The 19,819-nt window shown below is 64.0% G+C and carries 18 protein-coding genes; 10 read left to right on the top strand and 8 right to left on the bottom strand.

Annotated features, from left to right (window positions below):
- Nucleotides 1-42: 42 nt before the first annotated feature.
- Together QMK33_RS12005 and trmB are read left to right on the top strand one after the other, a co-directional pair.
- Nucleotides 43-720: a potassium channel family protein gene (locus QMK33_RS12005; RefSeq protein WP_283564830.1), complete on the top strand. Its 678-nt coding sequence runs from the start codon at nt 43-45 to the stop codon at nt 718-720.
- A gap of 68 nt (nt 721-788) precedes the next feature.
- Nucleotides 789-1,466, top strand: a complete 678-nt coding sequence (gene trmB / locus QMK33_RS12000; RefSeq protein ID WP_283564829.1) for a tRNA (guanosine(46)-N7)-methyltransferase TrmB — start codon at nt 789-791, stop codon at nt 1,464-1,466.
- A gap of 28 nt (nt 1,467-1,494) precedes the next feature.
- Here trmB and QMK33_RS11995 read toward each other — a convergent pair whose 3' ends face one another.
- Together QMK33_RS11995 and QMK33_RS11990 are read right to left on the bottom strand one after the other, a co-directional pair.
- On the bottom strand, nt 1,495-2,364 hold the full coding sequence (locus QMK33_RS11995) for a redoxin domain-containing protein (protein WP_283564828.1): 870 nt from the start codon (nt 2,362-2,364) through the stop codon (nt 1,495-1,497).
- Nucleotides 2,365-2,622: 258 nt separating this feature from the next.
- Complete coding sequence (locus QMK33_RS11990; RefSeq protein ID WP_283564827.1) at nt 2,623-3,246, bottom strand: beta/alpha barrel domain-containing protein; 624 nt, start codon at nt 3,244-3,246, stop codon at nt 2,623-2,625.
- A 196-nt stretch (nt 3,247-3,442) separates the two neighbouring features.
- Here QMK33_RS11990 and mnmA point away from each other — a divergent pair, with 196 nt between their 5' ends.
- From mnmA to QMK33_RS11960, 6 genes are all read left to right on the top strand, one after another.
- Nucleotides 3,443-4,603 carry a tRNA 2-thiouridine(34) synthase MnmA gene (gene mnmA, locus QMK33_RS11985; protein ID WP_283564826.1) on the top strand — a complete coding sequence of 387 codons (1,161 nt, stop codon included), beginning with the start codon at nt 3,443-3,445 and terminating at the stop codon, nt 4,601-4,603.
- Nucleotides 4,604-4,768: 165 nt separating this feature from the next.
- Nucleotides 4,769-5,542 carry a hypothetical protein gene (locus tag QMK33_RS11980; protein WP_283564825.1) on the top strand — a complete coding sequence of 258 codons (774 nt, stop codon included), beginning with the start codon at nt 4,769-4,771 and terminating at the stop codon, nt 5,540-5,542.
- A gap of 346 nt (nt 5,543-5,888) precedes the next feature.
- On the top strand, nt 5,889-7,586 hold the full coding sequence (locus QMK33_RS11975; RefSeq protein WP_283564824.1) for a S8 family serine peptidase: 1,698 nt from the start codon (nt 5,889-5,891) through the stop codon (nt 7,584-7,586).
- A 103-nt stretch (nt 7,587-7,689) separates the two neighbouring features.
- On the top strand, nt 7,690-8,013 hold the full coding sequence (locus QMK33_RS11970) for a hypothetical protein (protein WP_283564823.1): 324 nt from the start codon (nt 7,690-7,692) through the stop codon (nt 8,011-8,013).
- A gap of 146 nt (nt 8,014-8,159) precedes the next feature.
- Nucleotides 8,160-8,909: a phosphatase PAP2 family protein gene (locus tag QMK33_RS11965; RefSeq protein WP_283564822.1), complete on the top strand. Its 750-nt coding sequence runs from the start codon at nt 8,160-8,162 to the stop codon at nt 8,907-8,909.
- A 231-nt stretch (nt 8,910-9,140) separates the two neighbouring features.
- Nucleotides 9,141-9,935 carry a DUF3223 domain-containing protein gene (locus QMK33_RS11960; RefSeq protein ID WP_283564821.1) on the top strand — a complete coding sequence of 265 codons (795 nt, stop codon included), beginning with the start codon at nt 9,141-9,143 and terminating at the stop codon, nt 9,933-9,935.
- 38 nt (nt 9,936-9,973) lie between these two features.
- Here QMK33_RS11960 and QMK33_RS11955 read toward each other — a convergent pair whose 3' ends face one another.
- From QMK33_RS11955 to QMK33_RS11930, 6 genes are all read right to left on the bottom strand, one after another.
- Entirely contained in the window at nt 9,974-13,186 is a 3,213-nt protein-coding gene (locus tag QMK33_RS11955; protein ID WP_283564820.1) for an efflux RND transporter permease subunit, read from the bottom strand.
- Nucleotides 13,183-14,091: an efflux RND transporter periplasmic adaptor subunit gene (locus tag QMK33_RS11950; RefSeq protein WP_283564819.1), complete on the bottom strand. Its 909-nt coding sequence runs from the start codon at nt 14,089-14,091 to the stop codon at nt 13,183-13,185. The genes QMK33_RS11955 and QMK33_RS11950 overlap by 4 nt, the downstream gene beginning before the upstream one ends.
- Nucleotides 14,092-14,100: 9 nt before the next feature.
- Entirely contained in the window at nt 14,101-15,474 is a 1,374-nt protein-coding gene (locus QMK33_RS11945) for a TolC family protein (RefSeq protein ID WP_283564818.1), read from the bottom strand.
- An 18-nt stretch (nt 15,475-15,492) separates the two neighbouring features.
- On the bottom strand, nt 15,493-15,699 hold the full coding sequence (locus QMK33_RS11940; RefSeq protein ID WP_283564817.1) for a hypothetical protein: 207 nt from the start codon (nt 15,697-15,699) through the stop codon (nt 15,493-15,495).
- A gap of 81 nt (nt 15,700-15,780) precedes the next feature.
- Nucleotides 15,781-16,899, bottom strand: a complete 1,119-nt coding sequence (locus QMK33_RS11935) for a sulfite exporter TauE/SafE family protein (RefSeq protein WP_283564816.1) — start codon at nt 16,897-16,899, stop codon at nt 15,781-15,783.
- Between the two features lie 29 nt (nt 16,900-16,928).
- Nucleotides 16,929-17,363 carry a PepSY-like domain-containing protein gene (locus QMK33_RS11930; protein WP_283564815.1) on the bottom strand — a complete coding sequence of 145 codons (435 nt, stop codon included), beginning with the start codon at nt 17,361-17,363 and terminating at the stop codon, nt 16,929-16,931.
- A 318-nt stretch (nt 17,364-17,681) separates the two neighbouring features.
- Between QMK33_RS11930 and QMK33_RS11925 the strand changes: the two genes are divergently transcribed.
- Together QMK33_RS11925 and QMK33_RS11920 are read left to right on the top strand one after the other, a co-directional pair.
- Entirely contained in the window at nt 17,682-18,437 is a 756-nt protein-coding gene (locus QMK33_RS11925; RefSeq protein WP_283564814.1) for a COG4705 family protein, read from the top strand.
- 28 nt (nt 18,438-18,465) lie between these two features.
- Nucleotides 18,466-19,503 carry a YncE family protein gene (locus QMK33_RS11920; RefSeq protein WP_283564813.1) on the top strand — a complete coding sequence of 346 codons (1,038 nt, stop codon included), beginning with the start codon at nt 18,466-18,468 and terminating at the stop codon, nt 19,501-19,503.
- Nucleotides 19,504-19,819 lie beyond the last annotated feature (316 nt).

Genomic DNA, 19,819 nt, shown 5'->3' with positions numbered 1-19,819 from the left:
CCCCGGCGGGCCAGGCGGCGGGGCGTGCCGTACTTGTGGCCCATGAGCTACCTCCGGCACCCATACGTTACGCAGATGGCCCGCAACCGGTATAAGTTGCTGGTGGGTAGCTTGTTGTTTTTAGTGCTGGGCTCGGGCTTCGTGCCGGCCAGCGCCGACCCGCGGCTGTTTGCGGCGCTGCTGCTGCAAAATATGCTGGTGGGCGTGCTGGTATTCTGGGAGGAGCGGCCCTGGGTGCTGCTGGGCAGCCTGCTGCTGGTGCTGGGCCTGGAAATTGCGGGCCAGGTGTGGGGCTGGTCCACGGTGCGGGCCTACACGGGGGGCGCTTACAGCATATTCTGCTTTTCCATCACGCTGCGGATTTTTCGTAAGGTGCTGGCCCCCAGTCGGGTTACGACGGAGCTGCTGGCGGCTACCATGTGCGGCTTCGTGCTACTGGGCATGGTGGGCACGTTCCTGTTCGTCATCATCGATGTGGTGCAGCCGGGGGCCTTTACCGATGTGGGGCAGGGGCCGGGCAATGTGCAGTCACTCAATTACTTCAGCTTCATCACGCTGCTCACCGTGGGCTACGGCGACATTGTGCCCCTGAGTAACGTGGCCCGCAAAGCCACCATTCTGCTGGGGCTGCTGGGGCATTTCTACGACGTGTTCGTTATCAGCGTCATTGTGGGTAAGTACCTGGGTGGCGTGGGGGCCGACGAAGCCCCGCGCCCGTAGGCCGGCGGCCAAAACCCGGCCAGCGGGCGTAGTTTTGCGGCCCTTTTAGCCCAAAAATTCCAGCCGCCGTGCCCCGCATCAAACTCCAGCGCTTTGCCGATAACGCCACCCGCCCCGACATCGTAGAGCCCGGCAAGGCTAGCTTTGGCCAGCTAAGCGGCCGCTGGGCCGCCGATTTTTTTCAGAATACCCACCCGCTGGTGCTCGAAGTGGGCTGCGGCAAGGGCGAGTACACCGTGGGCCTGGCCCAGCTGCACCCCGAGCGCAACTTCCTGGGCCTCGACATTAAGGGCGAGCGTATTTGGCGGGGCAGCACCCGCGCCGCCGCCCTGGGCCTTACCAACGTGGGCTTTTTGCGCCTCATGGCCCACCAGCTCACCGAGCATTTCGGTCCCGACGAGCTCAGCGAAATCTGGATAACCTTTCCCGACCCGCGCCCCCGCGACCGCGACATCAAGCGCCGGCTCACCTCGCCGCGCTTCCTCAACATGTACCACGCGCTGCTGGCCCCCGGCGGCGTGGCCCAGCTCAAAACCGATAGCGAAGACCTCTACAACTACACCCTGGAGGTGCTGGCGGCCCGGCCCGGGGCGGCGATTGAGGTAGCCACCCGCGACCTCTACGCCGAAACTGACCCGGCCTTTGCGGCGGCCCAGGCCATCCAGACGCACTTTGAGGGCAAGTACCGCGCCGTGGGCGTGCCCATCAAGTACGTGCGGTTTCGGGTGGGCACGGCGCCGGCGTAGGCCAGGCGGCGGGGCCGCCGGCTACTGACTACTGAATGTCGCGCAGGATATCCTTGGCGTTCAGCACGTGGCTGGTGGCTTCGGTGAGCGAGTTGAAGACGTAGCGCACGCGGCCCTCGCCGTCGAGCACGTAGGTGACGCGGCCGGGCAGCAGGCCCAGCACGGCGCGGGGCACGGCGTACTGCTTGCGCAGCTGGCCGCCGGCATCGGTTAGCAGGGGAAAGGGCAGCTGGTACTTCTCGGTGAACTGCTGGTGCGACTGCGCATCGTCGGAGCTGATGCCGATAACCTCCGCGCCGAGGTCGGTAAAGTCCTTGTACTGGTCGCGAAACGAGCAGGCCTCCTTGGTGCAGCCCGATGAGCCATCCTTGGGATAAAAATAGAGTACCACGGGGTGGCCCCGGTGCGCGCTGAGCTTAAACAGGGTGCCCGTGGTGGTGGGCAGCTCAAAATCGGGGGCCAGGTCGCCGGTGCGCAGGGCGCGGGCGGGGCCTTTGACAGAGGCGGTCGTGCTGGGCCGCAGGTTCACGGTGAGGGGCGCGGTGGCGCCGGGGCTTACTTTGAGCGTCTGGTCCTCGTAGCCGGCGTAGCCCGCCACCAGCGTGCTGCCCGCACCGGCGGGCAGCGTGAGGGTAAAGCGGCCGGTGGCATCGGTGCTCACGATGTTGGCCGTGCCCGGCACCGAAAGCGTGGCCCCCGGCAGCGGGCGGCCCAGGGGGCTGAACACGCGGCCCGTGAGGTGGTAAGTGGGGATGCTGGCCGGGGCGGGGGCCGCATCGGTGGTCAGCTGCTGCGCCACCAGCGTGGGGAGCGGCTTGGTATTCTTAACGGTTTGCGCCTGCCCGGCCAGGGTAGCGCCGAGGGTGAGGAATAGCGTGGGGAGGTAGCAGGAAGACATGGGCAACGGCGGATGGCCCATCGGAAAGTAACCCCCAGGCGAAGCAGCGAGGCACCTACGGCGGGTCGCCGCGCCGTGGTTTGCCCGTTGTTCCCAAAAAGAGATTATCGTCGTTCAACGCCCCGCTATCCTGTTTGAAATTGGGAAATTGCTATTCGGCGCGTTTTTGGGTTTTGCTGGAAATGGCCCGGCCGGCGGGCGCAGGCTGGTTACGCTGCGCCCGCCGGCCGGGCGGGTACTCGGGGTTGCGGCAAAGGCTTAGGCTTCTTCCAGGGCTTCAAACACGGCTTCGAGCTCCGTGAAGTCGCGCAGGCCGGGCTTTATTTCGTTGCCGCCGGCCAGGATGAGGCCCGCGGGGTGCACCTGCTGAGCCAGGTCGGCGGCCTCGGTGGGGTCGGGGGGGCTGGCCAGCCACAGGGGAGCCTGCCGGGCCAGCTGATGCCAGTAGGCGTAGTCGGCCGCGTAGGGCAGGGGCGGCGTGGTAAACAGGGTAAAGCCCGCGGGCAGCGCCGCCGTGAGGTCGGCGATGGCCGCCGCGTAGAGGTGCTGCTTGAGGAGTAGGCTGGCCGGCACCTCAATAATGGCGGGCACGGCCAGGCCCTCGGGCCAGGCCTGGCGGTCGCGGTCGAAGCGCAGCAGCACGCCCGTGAGGCCGCATTCCGCCACCAGGCGGTTGATTTCGGGGCCGGCCACGTGGCCAAACTCACCGATGATGTCGACGCCGGCCACCCAGCCAGTCAGCTCGCGGGCGGTGGCTGCATCCACGGCCCCCGGCAGGTTGGCGTCGAGCGTGAAAATGAGGCCCTGGGCCCCCATGCCGGCGCAGTAGCGGGCGTCGGACAGGTTATTGATGCCGCGCACGAGCACGGGAAGAGCTAACATCGGAAATCCAGAATTTAGAGTGAGGAAGGAAGAAGTAGCGCAAAGGTCGCTGCTGTAGGGTAAGCTTTAGCTTGCCGTCGTTCGGCTAGCGGCAAGCTAAAGCTTACCCTACAATTGCTTATTCCAAATTCTTCATTCGTAATTTTGCACTGGCGCCAGTCGGAACGTTCACCTCCCGGAGTGGCTTGCCCTACTAATGAACCCAACCCCAACCAAGGGCCGCGTCCTCGTGGCCATGAGTGGCGGCATCGACTCGTCGGTGGCCGCCGTGCTGCTGCACGAAGCCGGCTACGAAGTCGTCGGCATGACGATGAAAACCTGGGACTACGCCACGGCCGGCGGCTCCAAGAAGGAAACCGGCTGCTGCTCGCTCGACAGCATCAACGATGCCCGCGACATTGCCGTGCGCCTGGGCTTCCCGCACTACATTATTGATATTCGGGAGGAGTTCGGCGATTTCGTTATCGACAACTTCACCAGCGAATACCTGGCCGGCCGCACCCCCAACCCCTGCGTGCTCTGCAACACCCACATCAAGTGGGATGCCCTGTTGCGCCGGGCCGACCAGCTCGGTTGCGAGTTTATCGCCACCGGCCACTACGCCCAAATTCGCCAAGATGCTGATAGTAAGCGTTTTATTGTGAGCAAAGGCCTTGACGAAAACAAGGACCAGAGCTACGCCCTGTGGGGCGTGACGCAGCAAAGCCTAAGCCGCACGCTGTTTCCGCTGGGGGCGATGCGCAAAACCGAGATTTACGATGAGGCCCGCCGCCGCGGCTTCACGGCGCTGGTCAACAAGCCCGAGAGCTACGAAATCTGCTTTATCCCCGACAACGACTACCGTAGCTTCCTGCGCCGCCGCGTGCCGGGCCTGGAGGCCCGCGTGGCCGGCGGCCGCTTCGTGCTGGCCGACGGCACTGAGGTGGGCCGCCACGAGGGCTACCCGTTCTACACGATTGGGCAGCGCAAGGGGCTGGGCATTGCGCTGGGCTTCCCGATTTATGTAACTGATATTCGGCCCGATACCAACGAAGTAGTACTCGGTAATTACGACGAGCTGGCCAGCACTGCCACCACCGTGCACAAGCTCAACATGGGCAAGGTGGGCAACCTCGAAGGCCGCGGCCTGGTGCCGGCCGTGGTGAAAGTGCGCTACCACCACGCCGGCTCCCCGGCGTTTCTGGAGCAGGCGGGCGATAAAATCAACATCTATTTCACTGAGCCGGTGCACGCCATTACGCCGGGCCAGGCGGCCGTGTTCTACGACGGTGACGACGTGCTGGGCGGCGGCTGGATTGAGCGCCACATTATCGGCGAAGTGCCGGAGCCAGCCGCCTTGGCCGAAACCGTGGCCTGATACTTGAGTGAGATTGAATTAAAAATTAAAAACGAAGAATTAAAAATAAGACTATCAGATTTTTAATTCTTCGTTTTCAATTCAATCTCATTCTGGCCTGCCTGAGTACCTCAGAAACCTGAACGGGCGGGGCTGCCGCGAGGCCCCCGCCCATTTTTCTGCTTTATGAATCCAGTTTTTCGTTTGTTTGCTAAGGAGGGTCGGCGCGGGGCGCTGGGGGTGTTGCTGGCCGCGGGCCTGCTGGCCGGCTGCCGCCACGACGTGCTGATAATGCCCGCCTACGACGACTATTTCCCGGTAGTGGTGGGCAGCTACCGCACCTACGCCGTGGCCGACTCGACCTGGGTCAGTGGCCGGGCCACGGTGGCCAACTACCAGTTTCGGGAGCGCGTGAGCGAGCAGTTTACCGATGCGGCGGGCAAAACGGCCTTTCGCCTCGTGCGCTCCAAGCGCGCCAGCGCCGCCGCCGCCTGGGCCGACGACAGTGCCTTTGTGGTGCAGCCGCTGCCCCGGGCCGTGCTACTCACCCGCAACAACGTGCGGACCGTGGAGCTTATTTACCCGGCGCGGGCCAGCAAGGGCTGGAACTACAAGGCCTTTACGGCCTCGCCCGATACTATTACCAGCCTCACCCGCTACTACGGCCCCAGCGTGGCCGTGCCCTACACCACGCCCGCCGTGCCCGGCGCGCCCGCCAAAACCTACGACAACACGGTGAGCACCAAAACCACCCTGGACGGCGGGGCCGAGGAGGTGAACCTAATCTACCAGCGGGGCCTGCGGCAGGTGTATGCCAGCAGCGTGGGCCTGGTGCTGCGCCGCCGCTTCAGCTACAACACCTTCGTTACCAACCAAGATGGCTCGCAAACCCTGACACCAGGCATAGTGCAGAGTGGGCAGGCGCGCCGCGAAACGCTCATCGAATCCGGTACGCTGTAGCGCCCATGGGCGGTAGCTTTGGCGGCGATAAGAGAAGACTACAACCGGCCGGCTTGCTACCCAGCAAGCCGGCCGGTTGTGATTTGGGGCATGGGCGGGCGACGGTCTCCGGGTTGCAGCGCCTATTTTCGTGGCACTTGAGTAGTGAGCTGTTGGTTTTTGGCTGGTAACGAATAGCTTTTGTTCCGCTTACTAGCTTATTGCTGGCAATAGGGTATTAAGTGGTTGTATTTTAGATGATTAATGTTAAATTTCTTGTTCAGGCCCAGCCTGTTGCAGCTGAATTAATGTACGATTGATTCAGGCTAATTTCTTAGTCTGATTTCGCCCGACTACTTACTACCGCATGAAAAACGTTTTTTGGTCAGCGGCGGCGCTGCTGGCCTGCGTGCTGGGCCTGGCCCCGGCTGCCCAGGCCCAAACCGGGGCCGTGCGTCGCTACTTCGTGACGTTCAGGGACAAAGCCGGCACGCCCTACACCGTGGAGCAGCCGCAGGCGTTTTTGTCGGCGCGGGCGGTGGCCCGGCGCACGCGCCAGGGCATTGCTGTGCGCCCGCGCGACCTGCCCGTGAGCCCCGCCTACCTGGCCCAGGTGCGCGCCGTGAGCGGAAGCCCGCAGGTAGTATTTACCTCGCGCTGGCTCAACGGCGCGGTGCTGGCCTGCGACTCGGCCACCCTGGTGCAGGTGCAGCAGCTGCCCGCCGTGGGCAGCGCCCAGCTGCTGAGCCGGGTGCCGCCCCAGGCCCCGCGGCCGGCCCCGGCCGTGCCCGCCACGCCCGCGCCGCCCGCGCCCACCACGCCGCGCGCCACCTACGGCAAGGCGTATGCGCAGAACCAGCTCATCGGGGCCATCGCCATGCACAACGCCGGCTTTCGGGGCGAAAACATGCAGGTGGCCATCTTCGACGCCGGCTTTCCGGGCGTTGACCAAATCACCATGCTGCAAGCGGTGCAGCAGCAGGGCCGGGTAGCCAGCACCCGCAACTTTGTGGACGGCGGCCGGCAGGTATACCTGCGCAACGGCCACGGCACGGCCTGCCTCTCCACCATTGGGGGCGAGCTGCCGGGCTACTACGTAGGCACCGCGCCGCGCGCCACGTTTCACCTCTGCATTACGGAAGATGTTGACAGTGAGTCGCCCATGGAGGAAGCCAACTGGCTGGCCGCCGCCGAGTACGCCGACTCGGTGGGGGTGGACGTCATCAGCTCGTCGCTGGGCTACACCACCTTCGACGATGCCACCCTCTCGCACACCTACGCCGACCTCAACGGCCGCACGGCCCTCAGCAGCCGGGCCGCGCTCGGGGCCGCCCGCGCCGGCATGGTGGTGGTCAACTCGGCTGGCAACGACGGTGGCAACAACTGGCGCTACGTGGGCGTGCCCGCCGACGCCGACAGCATTATTGCGGTGGGGGCCGTCGATTCGCTGCGCAACCACGCCGGCTTCAGCTCCTACGGCCCCACGGCCGACGGGCGCATCAAGCCCACGCTGGCGGCCATGGGCGTGGCCTCGGCGGTACTCACGCCCACGGGGGTGCCCGTGCGCGGCAACGGCACCTCCTACGCCGGCCCCGAGCTGGCGGGCCTGGTGGCGGGCTTCTGGCAGGCCAACCCCACGCTCACGGCCCAGCAGGTGATTGCGGCCCTCAAAAACGGCGCCTCGCAGGCCCAAAGCCCCGATAATACCCTGGGCTGGGGTATTGTTAACTTCGTGACTGCCTACAACTTGCTGCACCCCGGCACGCCGCTGGCCACCACCGAAGCAGTTGTTATCCCCGAAGCCAAGCTGGCTATTTTTCCCAACCCCAGCCACCTGGAAGAGCTGATGCTGGCCCTGCCGCCCAGCCTGCGCGGGCAGGTGCTGCGGGTGCGCCTGCTCACCGTGAAGGGTGCGTTGGTGAGCGAGCAGCTGCTGCCCGCCAGCCCGGCCGCGACCATGGCGCTGCGCCTGCCGGCGCGCCGCCTCGCGCCGGGCGCCTACCTGTGCACGGTGCAGCCCGTGGCCGGCGGCGCGGTGCAAACGGTGCGCTTCGTGCGGGAATAAGCAGGCTAATTATTTTGGGAATAATCAGCTAAGAATTACCAATATTATTGGTAAATCAATGCGACTGGCGTACCTTTAAACCGTCAATCAGACGCCCCTTCTTATGTTACAGATGATGACCAGCAAGCGCATTGGGCGCCGGCAATTTCACTTCACCGTACAAGGCAGCAACCTCCACGAGACCGTGGCCGAGTACGACCGCCTGAGCTTTCCCGACGTGGCGGCCTGCGGCCTCTGTGGCTCCGACAACCTCGACCTCACCAGCCGCGTGGCCCAGGGCAAGTACAAGTACACCTCCGTTAAGTGCCTCTCGTGCCGCGCCGACCTCACCTTCGGCAAAAACAAGGACGACGACCAGAGCTACTTCCTGCGCCGCCGCGATACCGGCGAGCTCGACTGGCGCGCATTTGAGAAGAAAGCCGAGTAAGTAGTTGATTACTAGTAAAACCGCCGCCAAGGCCTCCCGTCAGGGGCTTTGGCGGCGGTTCTGCGTTGTACGGGGGTTGGTTTCGGGTGAACCTTTGCGGGCGGCTGGTTCCAGCTGCTTCCCCGCGTCCTTATTCTTCGCCACTGATGTCCTCCTCACCCCTCACTGCTGCCCTGCACCAGGTGCGCCACCACCGCTTTTTGCTGCTGCTGCTGGCCGTTATCGTGGGGGCGTGGGCCCTGTTTGCCGAGGTGGCCCACGAGCTGCGGGAGGACCACTTGCAGGCCGACCACGGGTTTCCCTTCGACCGGCCCATCCTCAATTTTCTGCACCAGCACCCCACGCCCACGCTTTGTACCCTGGCCGACCAGCTGAGCGCCCTGGGCGGCCCCGTGTGGTGGGCGGTGTACGGGCTGGCGGCGCTGGGGGCGGCCTGGCTGCTGCGCCAGCGGCGCTACCACGCGCTGGCCTTCGCCGCCGGCGCAGTGGGCGGCACCATGGCCCTCAACCTGCTGGCCAAGTACTACTTCGACCGCCTGCGGCCCGATTTTTACCAGCAGATTTGTTTCGAGGCCCCCACGATGCTGCCCGACCCCAGCTTCCCGAGTGGCCACACCATGGCCTCGCTGGCGCTGGCCTGCGCGGTGGGCATTCTTTGCTGGCCCACGCGGGGGCGCTGGGTGGCCTGGGGCGGGGGGCTGGTTTTTGCGCTGGGCGTGGCCTGGTCGCGCCTCTACCTGTCGGCCCATTATCCCTCCGACGTGCTGGCCGGCTGGCTGGCCACCGGGGCCTGGGTGGGTACCCTGTACCTGGCCATGTCGCGCTACCTGGCCGCGCTGCACCGGCTGGGCGCGCGGGTGTGGGACTGGCTGGGCTATGGTGGTCCCAAAGCGTAATTTTATTAATGAAAGCTAAGGCCGGCAGAAGCAGCAAAGCCCCTGGCAGTCAGGCCGAGGGCTTTGTAATAAAGCAAAAAGAGCCCCGTAGATGCGCTTGGGTCAGTGGCGTGCGGGGAATTGTTGATGCAGAGGTATGGCTACTTTGTTCAGTCTGATAAATTTCTGACTGCCTGACGTTGATTCTGATATCCCAGCAGTTAGTAATCGCATCTACCAATCCTCGTCTTTATGAAAAAGCCTATAAAAATCGGAGAGAAAACTTACGCTTCCAAAAAGGAGGCCCTAGCGCACTACAAAAAGATTCTCAATACTTATAATTTCGGGCAGTCACTTCTTGGTGAGGATTACAACGACCTATTGAATCTGCTTGATTTTGACTACTATAACTACTTAGCATCTGCGGTAGAATATGAACAGGAAACTGTTGAAATTGAAAATGATGAGGAGAATTTTCAGCAATCTGAAAATGGCTTTTTTATTAAGGATATAAAAGTATCCAAAGTGCAATTTAGCACGAAATGCTTCGAGGTATTTTCCATCGATGGAAGCCAGTATATTTCGTACTTGATGATTATAAATAATAAAAAATATACTCCCGAACGATTATTTTATACTGCTTGTCGCAATGTAGTTCACGCTGATATTATGGCAGTTAAGCAACAATATTTCAAAAATAATTCTGTAAAGAGCTTAGTTAAATGCCAAGAAACCAGTAAATTATCTACGTGGAATGAATTGGTGGTTGACCATAGGCAGCCTAATACTTTCTCAATTATCGTTGACAGATTCAAGGAGGTTAGCCAGATTGTTATGAGCGAAATTGATTATACCAGTAATGCGCAAAATATGATTATCTTCAAAGACGATACCCTGACGCAAAAGTTTCGGGAGTATCACCGTGGAAAAGCTACTCTGCGCATTGTTCGAAGTGAGTGTAATGCGAGTCGAACTGGTTTAGCCCGCGTGAAGAGCAGCAATAAGGATTTGGCTATTAAGTCTACTGACCAGCTGTCCTTATTCTAATTGAAATCTTATGCTTAATGGTATCTATTTGATAATCATTAAGATATAACATCCACCGCACCGCCTTCCGCCACCACTTCGGGCGGGCGCACGTGGTGGTAAATGAGGCGCATGCCGGTGGGCAGCACAAACAGCAGCAGGGGCAGGGCCACCACAAAGCCGCCGATAACGGCCACGGCCAGCGGCTGCTGCATCTGGGCCCCCAGGCCGATGCCCAGCGCCAGCGGCGAGAGGGCCAGAATGGCCCCGATGGCCGTCATCAGCTTGGGCCGGATGCGCAGGGCGATGGCGTAGCGGATGGCCGTGTCCACATCGCCCGTTTCGCGCAGCGACTCGTAGAACTGGTGCACCGTGAAGATGGCGTTTTCGGCAATGATGCCCACTATCATAATGATGCCGGTATAGCTGCTCACGTTCAGCGGAATACCCGCGAAAAACAAACCCAGCAGGCAGCCCGAAATGCCCAGCACCGAAATGAAGAGCACCAGCAGCGACACCAGCCACTCGCGGAACAAAAACAGCAGCACCGTGAACACTAAGAAGCTGGCCGTGAGCAGAATAAGCGCCAGCTCGCGGAACGAGGCCTGCTGCTCGGCGTAGGCCCCGCCGTAGACGATGGTGTAGCCGGGGGGCAGCGCCACCTGCCGGCCCACGCGCTGGCGAATGTCCTGGATGGCGGTGCCCAAATCGACCCCGTTGAGGCGGGCCGTTACTAGGGCCACCGACTTGAGGTCCTCGCGGCGCAGCTCCACGTTGCCTGGCTCCACGCTGACGGTGGCGAAGAAGCTGAGCGGGCGCGGGCTGCCGTTAGGCAGGGCAATGGCCTGCTTTTCGAGCTGGGCCAGCGAGTTTTGGGTGAAATCGACGTAGCGCAGCCGCACCTGGCGCAGCTGCTCGCCGTCCTGCACCTGGCCCACCTGCACGCCCCCGAGCGAAGCCGCCTGAGCGGGCGAAATGCTGGCCTGGGTCGCGCCGCTGGCCCCCAGCAGCTGGCCGCCCACCAGGTTGCTGAGCTGGTTCTGAAAATCGAGGGGCGTGAGGCCGTAGCGGGCCAGCTTGGCCACGTCGGGCCGAAACACGATGCTGGGGCCCGAGGGGATGAGGCCGTTGTTGACGTCGGCCACGCCGGGCACCTGCTCCAATACCCGCCCGGTTTGGTTGGACAGCTTTTCGAGGGTCGCCTGGTCGTCGCCGAACAGCTTGATTTCGATGGGCTTGGCGCTGCTCATCAAGTCGCCGAGCAGGTCGCTGATGCGCTGGCCAAAGTCCACGGTGAGGGCCGGCTCGCTGGCCTCGATGCGCTGGCGCAGCTGGTCGATAACCTCGGGCGTGGTCAGCTTATGGTCGCGCCGGAGCTGGATGAGGTAGTCGCCGTACTCGGGCGGGCGGGTGTCGAAGGCCAGGCCGATGCCGGTGCGGCGCGAGTAGCGCTCAATTTCGGGGTGCTTGGTGATGATATTTTTTTCGACCTGGCGCAGCACGCGGTCGGTTTCGGCCTGGCTGGTGCCGGGCGGCATGTGGTAATCGAGCACAATGGTACCCTCGTCGAGGTCGGGGAGAAAGCCCGTTTCGAGGCGGCTCGCCACCAGGTAGGCCCCCAGGCCCAGGCCCACTACCAGCGCCAGGGCCAGCAGCGGCCGGGCAAACAGGCCCGTGAGCCAGCGCAGCTTATCGGCCTGCTCCTGGGCTACGTTGTGGTGGGCGGGGGCGTGCTTGCCCGGCCGGTAGCCGATGAGCAGGTGCAGCACCGGCAGCAGCAGCCAGGTTACCAGAAACGAGCAGACCATCGTAATCTGCATCGTGTCAGAGAGTTCCTTGAAAAAGCTGCCTGCCAGCCCGCTCATCAGCCGGAAGGGGAAGTGGATGACGATGGTGCTCAGCGAGGAGGCCACCATGGCCGGAAACAGCCCCGCAATGGCCAGCCGCACCACCCGCACGTTGCTGTGGTCGGGGTTTTCCTCGTGCTGCCGGTATATCTGCTCAATGATGACGATGGCATCGTCAATAATGAGTCCCACCGAGGCCGCGATGGCCCCTAAAGACATGATATCCAAGGTGATACCAAACAGATAAAGCATCAGCAGCGTGAAGCAGACCGTGACCGGGATGGTGAGCAGCACCGCCAGGCTGGCCCGCCACGAGCGCAGAAAAACGAGCATGACCAGGATGGCTAGCGCCAGGCCTTCCAGGATGCTATGTAGTACGCTGTCAATGCTATCGCTCACGAAAACCGACTGGTCGTAGTACGGTTTCAGGGTCATGCCGGGGGGCAGTAGGCGGCGCAGCTCGGCGGCCTTGCGGTGGGCATCGGCGGCGAAGGTGGCCAGGTCCACGCCCTGCTGCTTCACCAGGTCGATGAGCACCGCGGCGTGGCCGTTGGCGTTGATGAGCACGAACTCCTGCTGCTCCTGAATGTCGACGGTGGCCACGTCGCGCACGCGCACCACGCGGCCCGAGTCGGCCCGCACCACCACCTGCCTGAGGTCGTCGAGGGTGCCGAGGCGGGTATCGGTAAGGGTGAGGTAGAGGCGGCGGAAGCTGGCCAGGTTGCCAGCCGACTGCACGAAGTTGGTGTTGGCAAAGGCGGCTTGCAGCTGGGCCGGCGTGAGGCGCTGGCTGGCCAGCCGCGCCGCGTCGGGAATGACCACAAACTCCTTGGATTTGCCGCCGCGCACCACCACGTTGGCCGCGCCCGGCACCTGCGAAAACAGCGGCCGGGCCAGCAGGTTACCCGCATCGCGCAGGGCAATGGGCGAGCGCGAATTGCTCTCCAAAGAATAGCCGAGCACCGGAAACAGCGACTGGTTCATGGCCTCGGTGGCGATGGTGACGCCCGGCGGCAGCAGCCCCTTTATCTCGTTCACGCGGCTTTCGAGCTGGGCCTTGGTGGCGTACACGTCCACGTCCCAATTCAAAAATACCTGAATCACGCACGAGCCCCGGCTGGTGCTGCTCTTCACCACCGTTACGCCCCGCACCCGCTTCACGGCCGCCTCCAGGGGTTTGGTCACGGTTATCATCATGCGGTCGATGGGCTGCTGGCCGGCATCGGCGATAAGCGTGATTTTGGGAAACGTAACCTCCGGAAAAAGAGCCGTTTGCATCCGCGAATAGGCAAACAGGCCGGCGGCCAGCAGCAGCAGGCCCACCAGCACAATGGGCTTGCGCAGGGTGTCGAAGTAGGACGTATCGGCCGGGGCGACGGGCGGCGCGGGCGCGGCCGGCGCGGGCTGGGGAGTGGGCGCGCTCATCGGGTCACGGTTACGTTGGCCGTGTCGGCCAGCCCGTAGTTGCCGGCGCTCAAGATGCGGTCGCGGGGGCCGAAAACGGGGGTTTTGATTTCGATTTCGGTGGGTTTTTGCACGCCCAGGGTCACGGGTACCTTCACGGCCGTCGAGTCGTTGACCAGCTTCATCACCCAAAAATGATGCAGCGTTTCGTCGGCCAGCACGCACGCGGCGGGCAGGGTCTGGGCGTTGGGCTGCTCGGTTTGGGTGAGGCGCACCTGCACCAGCAGGTTCTCCGGAATAACGCCCTGGGGGTTGATGGGCCGCACCAGGTACACCTCCGACTGGCCGGGGCTGACGCTGGCCAGCGGCGAGAGTACCTGGCCCTGCAAGCGGGTGCTATCGGGTAAGATAATGGTACACTGCGGGTTGCCTTTAGCCAGCTGGTGGTACTCGTAGGGTAAATTGAGCTGGAACACGAGCTGGCTGCTCTCGGCCACGGTGCCCAGCGGCGCGCCTTCGAGCAGATAATCGCCGGGCTGCTGAATGTTGAGCACGCTCACGATGCCCGGCGAGGGCGACGTCACCGCCACCAGCCCGAAACCCTTGAGCGAGGGGTCGATGCGCGTGATGGAGCTGCCCAGCGCCCGGCGCTCCTTGGTTTCGAGGGTAAAGAGCACCTGGCCCGCCCGCACCCTGTCGCCGAGCCGCACCCGCACGCCCGTGACGTAGCCGGCCACCGGGGCCGTAATGGTGCTCTTGCGCGGGTAGGTAGACGTGGCCGGAAACGTGCGGTACTGGGTCAGGCTTTGGGTCACGGGCGACACTACCTGCACCTGGGCGCGGGGCGGCGGCGCGGCCGCGTCGTCGGCCGGGGCCGAGTGGCAGGCGGCCAGGGCGAGTAGGAGGAAGGGGAGGAGGCGTTTCATGTTGTGGGGCTACCACGTCCAGTAGTTATAGGCGTTTATCAGCAGCAGCCGGCTGTTTTCGAGCAGCACCAGGTCGCGGGCGGCGACGGCGTAATTCTTGAGCACCTGCACGTAGAACACGATAGAGAGCTGGCCGGCAATGCTTTCGCGCTTGTAGGAGTCGAGTAGCCGGCGGTAGTTGGCAATTTGGGCGCGTGAGAGGCGCTGGCGCTCCTCCACCTGGCGCAGCTCGTAGAGCAGGCGCTGCTGGCGCACGGGGTTGATGGTGGCGAAGTTTTGCTGGTAGGCGCGGGTAGTTTCGAGCAGCACCAGGGTGCGGTCGCGGCTGATTTGGCGCTGGTGGCCATCAAACAGGTACACGCTGAATTGCAGGCCCGCGCTCACCCCAAAGCGGCGCGGAATATCGCGCAGGTCCACCGCGTTCAGGCCGCCGTTGGCAAAGGCGTTGACCAGCGGCTGGTAGCGGGTTTCAAACACGCGCTGGTTGGCCGTGAGCACCAGGCTGTCAAGCCGGTAGCGCTGGGTGAAGCCCGAGAGGCCGGGCACCGGCCCGCGGCGGCGCAGCGGCAGGTCGGGGGCCGCCAGCAGCACCTCGCTGGTATCGCCGAGGCCGCAGAGCACGTTCAAATCGAGCAAATCGCGGTGGTAGGCCGTGCGGTAGGTGTTGAGAAAAACCTGCTGGGTTTCGACTTCGATTTGCAGTAGCAAGTAATCTGACTGCTTGAGCAGGCTGGCCGCCACCAGCTTCTCCACCAGCAGCCGCTGCCGGCCCAATATGCCGAGCAATTCGCGCACGTAGGCCAGCTGCTCCAGGTCCTGCCGGCACAGAATGTACTGGTCGCCCACCAGCTTTTCCAGGTCGTGCAGCGAGAGCAGGGCCAGGTTCTGCTGGCTCAGGCCCAGCCCCTGGGCCTGCTGGGCGTAGGCGGCCAGGCGCTGCTGGTTGAATAAGGGCTGCGTAAGCTGGGCGTAGCCCTGGTAGAGGGCGCCGTTGCTCAGGGCCACGTCGTAGCCCACGTAGCTGCTTGTGCTGGCATCGGCGGCGTAGCTCAGGTGGGTGCGGCCATTGTTTTGGCTGAGCACGGGCACGGCCGTGTAGTTGGCCGCCAGCGTGCCGGTGGCCTTGGTGTAGAAGGCGCGCAGGCGCTCGGTTTCGAGCTGTACGGCCCGCCCCTGGTTGCGAAAATCGTGGCTGAGCGGGCTATTGTCGTGGGCCTGGGTGAGGTAGTAAGCGAGGTCATGGCTGACGCTGGCGCTGGCCGGGCCGGGCCGGGCTATTGGAGCTGTTTGGGCCAGGGCCGGCCCCGCCAGCAGCAGGCTGACCACCGCCACCAGCCAACGCGCCACGGGGGTAAAGAGAAAGTAAAACGGCACCTGGCGCATACGTTGAAAGAGGAGGGGCTAAGCAGAAAGCGCACCGAACGCCCGGCAGGCCGGGCACCACACCCGCGTGTTGGCCACGCGGGCGGGCTCGCAGGGCCGCCAGTGGCCACGCTGCCGCACGCGCTGCCCTTCGGGGCAAGCGGGCGGGTCGTGGTAGGGTAGGCGCTGCGCCGGGCTGGGTGTCTCGCCGGGTAGCGGGGTGGCGTAGAAGGGGTCTGTTTTCATGCAGAGAGTCCGGCGTGCGCCGGGCGGCGGGGCGGCAAGCTAGCCGCCAATTCTGTGCATATTCTGGTGCGAGCGTGGCGGCTAGCCACCCGGCGGCGGCCCTGCCTCTTTGATATCCACCGATTCTACCCGGCCGCCCTGGCTGAAATAGGCTTCGTAGTAGTGGCCGCCCACCGCCCAGACCTCCTCCAGCTTCACCAGCGGCCGGCCCCGCTGCACGCGCCGCACCTCGGCCCGCACCCCGGGCGGCAGCGCGGCGAAGGCCACCGGCTGCTCGATGGCGGGGCTGTCGTCAATTTCCAGCTCCAGCGTAAGGCTGGTACTGCGCCACCAGCCCGTAATTTCCAGGTCATTGCCGAAGAGGCGGGTAGTGGCCCGCAGGTTTTCGGTGGTGCGCAGCTCCTGCCCGGCCGCCGCCAGCATAAATACCCCGCTCAGCACCATGGCCGCGTAGCCAATGCGCTGAAACAGGCTCTCCGACAGGTACTTGACTACCCGCTTGGCCCCGGCGGTGGCCAGCACGGCCGCCACCGCCACCACGGCCCCCGCCCGCCAGGCCGGCCCCGTCAGCAGCCCCAGGTACAAGTACAGCCCCAGCTTAATGGCGTGCAGCAGCACCTCATTGGCCGCGCGGGTGGCAATTACCTCGTCGCGGCTCAGCCCGTAGCGAAAGTAGAACTTGTTGAACAGCAGTCCCACCGCCCCCGTCAGCCCCGAGAGGAAGCCCGCCAAAAAGCCGATAACGCCCAGCTTCAGCCAGCCGGCCCGCTCGGGCGCGGCGGCCTCCTCGGCGGGGTGGCCGCGCCGCAGCGCCGCCGGCAGGTTGGAGAGCAGAAACAGCCCGATGAACACCTCCAGGTACAGCGGGTTGAGGTACTTGAGCAGGTAGGCCCCCAGCAGCACGCCCGGCACCGCCCCCGGCACCGCCCCCGGCACCGCCCCCGGCACCGCCCCCGGCACCGCCCCCGGCACCGCCCCCGGCACAAAGCGCCGCGTTACGGCCCAGGCAATGTTGCGCCGGAACAAGGCCAGCTTCGACACCGTGCTCGTGGCCGTGCCCACGGTGAGGGCCGCCGGCACGCTGGAGGCGGGTAGCACCCGCGCCAGCACGGGTAGCAGCAGCAGGCCCGCCCCGCCGCCGCTCACCGTGCTAATGCCAAAGGCCAGCAGCGCCGCCATGAAAACAACTAGTAACCCCATGCTTCGCAAATAGTCAGGCAGCCAGCTGGTTAGTCGGCCAGTACTTTGCCCGCGGCCGTAAACAGCACGTCCTGCTTCTGGCCGCCCTTGGCTACTTCGGCCTCGTACACGGTGCGGCCGTCGGCCTTCACGATGGTGGCGGCCTCGGTCACGGTATAGGCCCGGTAGTCGCGGGCCAGGGTGGCGCGCACGGCGGCCGGCAGCTCGCCCAGGCGCATGGCCGTTTCGGTTTCCTGCCAAGCCCCGGCGGCCGTAATCACGGCCGACATCGTTTTGCCGTTCAGCCGGAAGGCCGCTTCGTAGGCGGCCCCTTCTTTCTCCCAGGCAATGGTTTTTACCGCCGGAAACCGGGCCTTGAAAGTGGCCTGGGCGGCGGCGGGCACCTGGGTGGCGGCTATTTTCTGGGCGTGGGCGGCATGGGCGAGCAGCAGTGCCGCGGTGGCCGCTAAGAGCAGGTTTTTCATGAGGAGGCGGGAAAAGGTGATTTTTAGGCAAACCTAGCGGCCGATTCTGGTGCTAATCTGGAGGCGTCGTGCCAACTCAAAAATCAGGCAATCACCCCAGGAGCCAGGGAGTAGCGTTTTTTGGCAATGTCCAGATTTTCACCAGAATCGACCGCTAGGTTTGCCGGTGTTCGCCTTATTTCGGGTGGCCTCTGCGCTGGCGCACCGCAATCGCTGGGGCCGCCGCTGCCGGGCCAGTCGCGGTGCGCTGCTACGGCGGCACCATGCTGGCACCCGCGCCTCGCAGTAATCGGCGTTTGCTCGTTTAATAACCTGTTCATGAAGAAGATACCCGAGGTTACGCTGCTGTTCTGGATAATGAAAATCTGCGCTACCACGCTGGGCGAAACCGGCGGCGACCTGCTGGCTCAGACCCTGAACGTGGGCTACGCCGTGAGCTCGCTGCTGTTCATTGGGTTTTTTCTGGTGACGCTGGCCGGGCAGCTGGCGGCTAAGCGCTACGTGCCGTGGCTGTACTGGGCCGTGATACTGGCCACCAGCACGGCCGGCACCACCATGTCCGACTACATGGACCGCACCCTGGGCCTGGGCTACGCTACTGGCTCGGCCATCCTGGTCACTATTCTGCTAGTGGTGCTGGGCGCCTGGCGGCTCACCGAAAAGTCGCTGGCGGTCAGCGATATCACTACCCGCCGGGGCGAGCTGTTTTACTGGGCGGCCATCCTGTTTTCCAACACCCTGGGCACGGCCCTGGGCGACTTTCTGGCCGATGACTCGGGCCTGGGTTTCGGGGGTGGGGCGCTGCTCATTGGCAGCCTGCTGGCGCTGGTGGTGCTGGCGCACTACTTCACGCGCCTCTCGTCGGTGCTGCTGTTCTGGGTGGCCTTCGTGCTCACCCGGCCCTTCGGGGCCACGTTTGGCGACCTGCTCACCAAGCCCGTGGCCAAAAACGGGCTGGGCTTCGGCACCCAGGGCTCGTCGCTCATCTTGCTCGGCCTGCTGGTGGGCCTGGTCATTTATGCCACGCTGCGACCCCAGCCCGCCGAGCCGGTTTCGGCTAAAGAGCCCGCCTGATACCCTTTGCTTTCCTACTTATTCAGCTATGAAAAACCTGCTTTTGGCCGCGCCGCTGGCGCTTGCTTTGCTCGGCCCGGCCGCCGTAGCCCAGGCCCAAACGGCCGCCGCACCCTACCGCGTGCTCCGCACCATCCCCATTGGCGGCGAGGGCGGCTGGGACTTCCTGGTAGTGGACCCCGCCGGCGAGCGCCTCTACGTGGCCCACGGCACTCAGACCGAAGTTATTGACCTCAAAACCAAGCGCTTGGTTGGGGCCGTACTTAACACGCCCGGCGCGCACGGCATCGCCATTGTGCCCGGCACCAACCGCGGCTACGTGAGTTGCGGCCGCAACAACAACTGCGTGGAATTTGACCTGAAAACGCTGAAAAACCTCGGCACCATTCCCACCGGCCCCAAGCCCGATGCCATGTTCTACGACGCTTTTTCCAAGCGCGTATTCGCTTTCAGCAACGACGGGGGCCAGAGCACCGTGCTCGACGCCACCACCGGCAAGCCCGTGGGCACGGCCGCGCTGGGCGGCGACGTGGAGGTGCCCGCCACCGACGGCAAGGGCCATATCTTCGTCAACCTCGAAGATAAAAGCGAAGTCATCGAGTTCGATGCCAAGACGTTGGCCGTGCTGCGCCGCCACGCGCTGGCCCCCGGGGCCGAGCCCACCGGCCTGGCCTTCGACGCCAAAAACAACCGCCTTTTCAGCGGCTGCGCCAACGAGAAGCTGGTCGTGACGGACAGCAAAACCGGCCGGCAGGTGGCCGTGCTGCCCATCGGCAAGGGCGTGGACGGCGTGGCCTTCGACCCCACCACCGGCAACGTGGTGACCACCAACGGCGGCGACGGCACGCTCACTGTCATCCACCAGGACACCCCCGAAAAGTACACCGTCATCGCCACCGTACCCACCGCCCAAGGGGCCCGCACCGTGGCCGAAGACCCCACCACCCACCACCTCTACACCTGCACCGCCGACCTGGGCCCCACGCCGCCCGCCACCGCCGCCAACCCCAAGCCCCGGCCCAGCATCGTGCCCGGCACTTTCCGGGTGCTGGAGTTGGGTAAGTAATTGGTTAGTAGTAAGTTAAGGCCTTATATTGAGTTGCGCACGCAATGACAAATGCCTTTTGCATAAGTACTTAGATGCTGCTCGAATAGGTACTGGGCGGGCTGCCGGGGTTGAGCCAGCTGTCCGCTCGTCGTTCGCGTCACTTGCCTTCTAGCGGCGAGCGAACAGCTGACTCAACCCCGGCAGCCCGCCCAACGGCGTCAGGTTGCCGCCGCTCATAAGCAGTATTTACGTCGCTGGTAGGAGGGTAGGCCGAAAAATTTGCAGTCTAAGCAGAACCCCTCACCAGACCCTTGATGCGCGCAAACCGAGCCGT

It is taken from the genome of Hymenobacter sp. H14-R3 (assembly GCF_030063445.1).
Classification (GTDB): domain Bacteria; phylum Bacteroidota; class Bacteroidia; order Cytophagales; family Hymenobacteraceae; genus Hymenobacter.
This window is presented reverse-complemented; position numbering and strand designations above follow the sequence as displayed.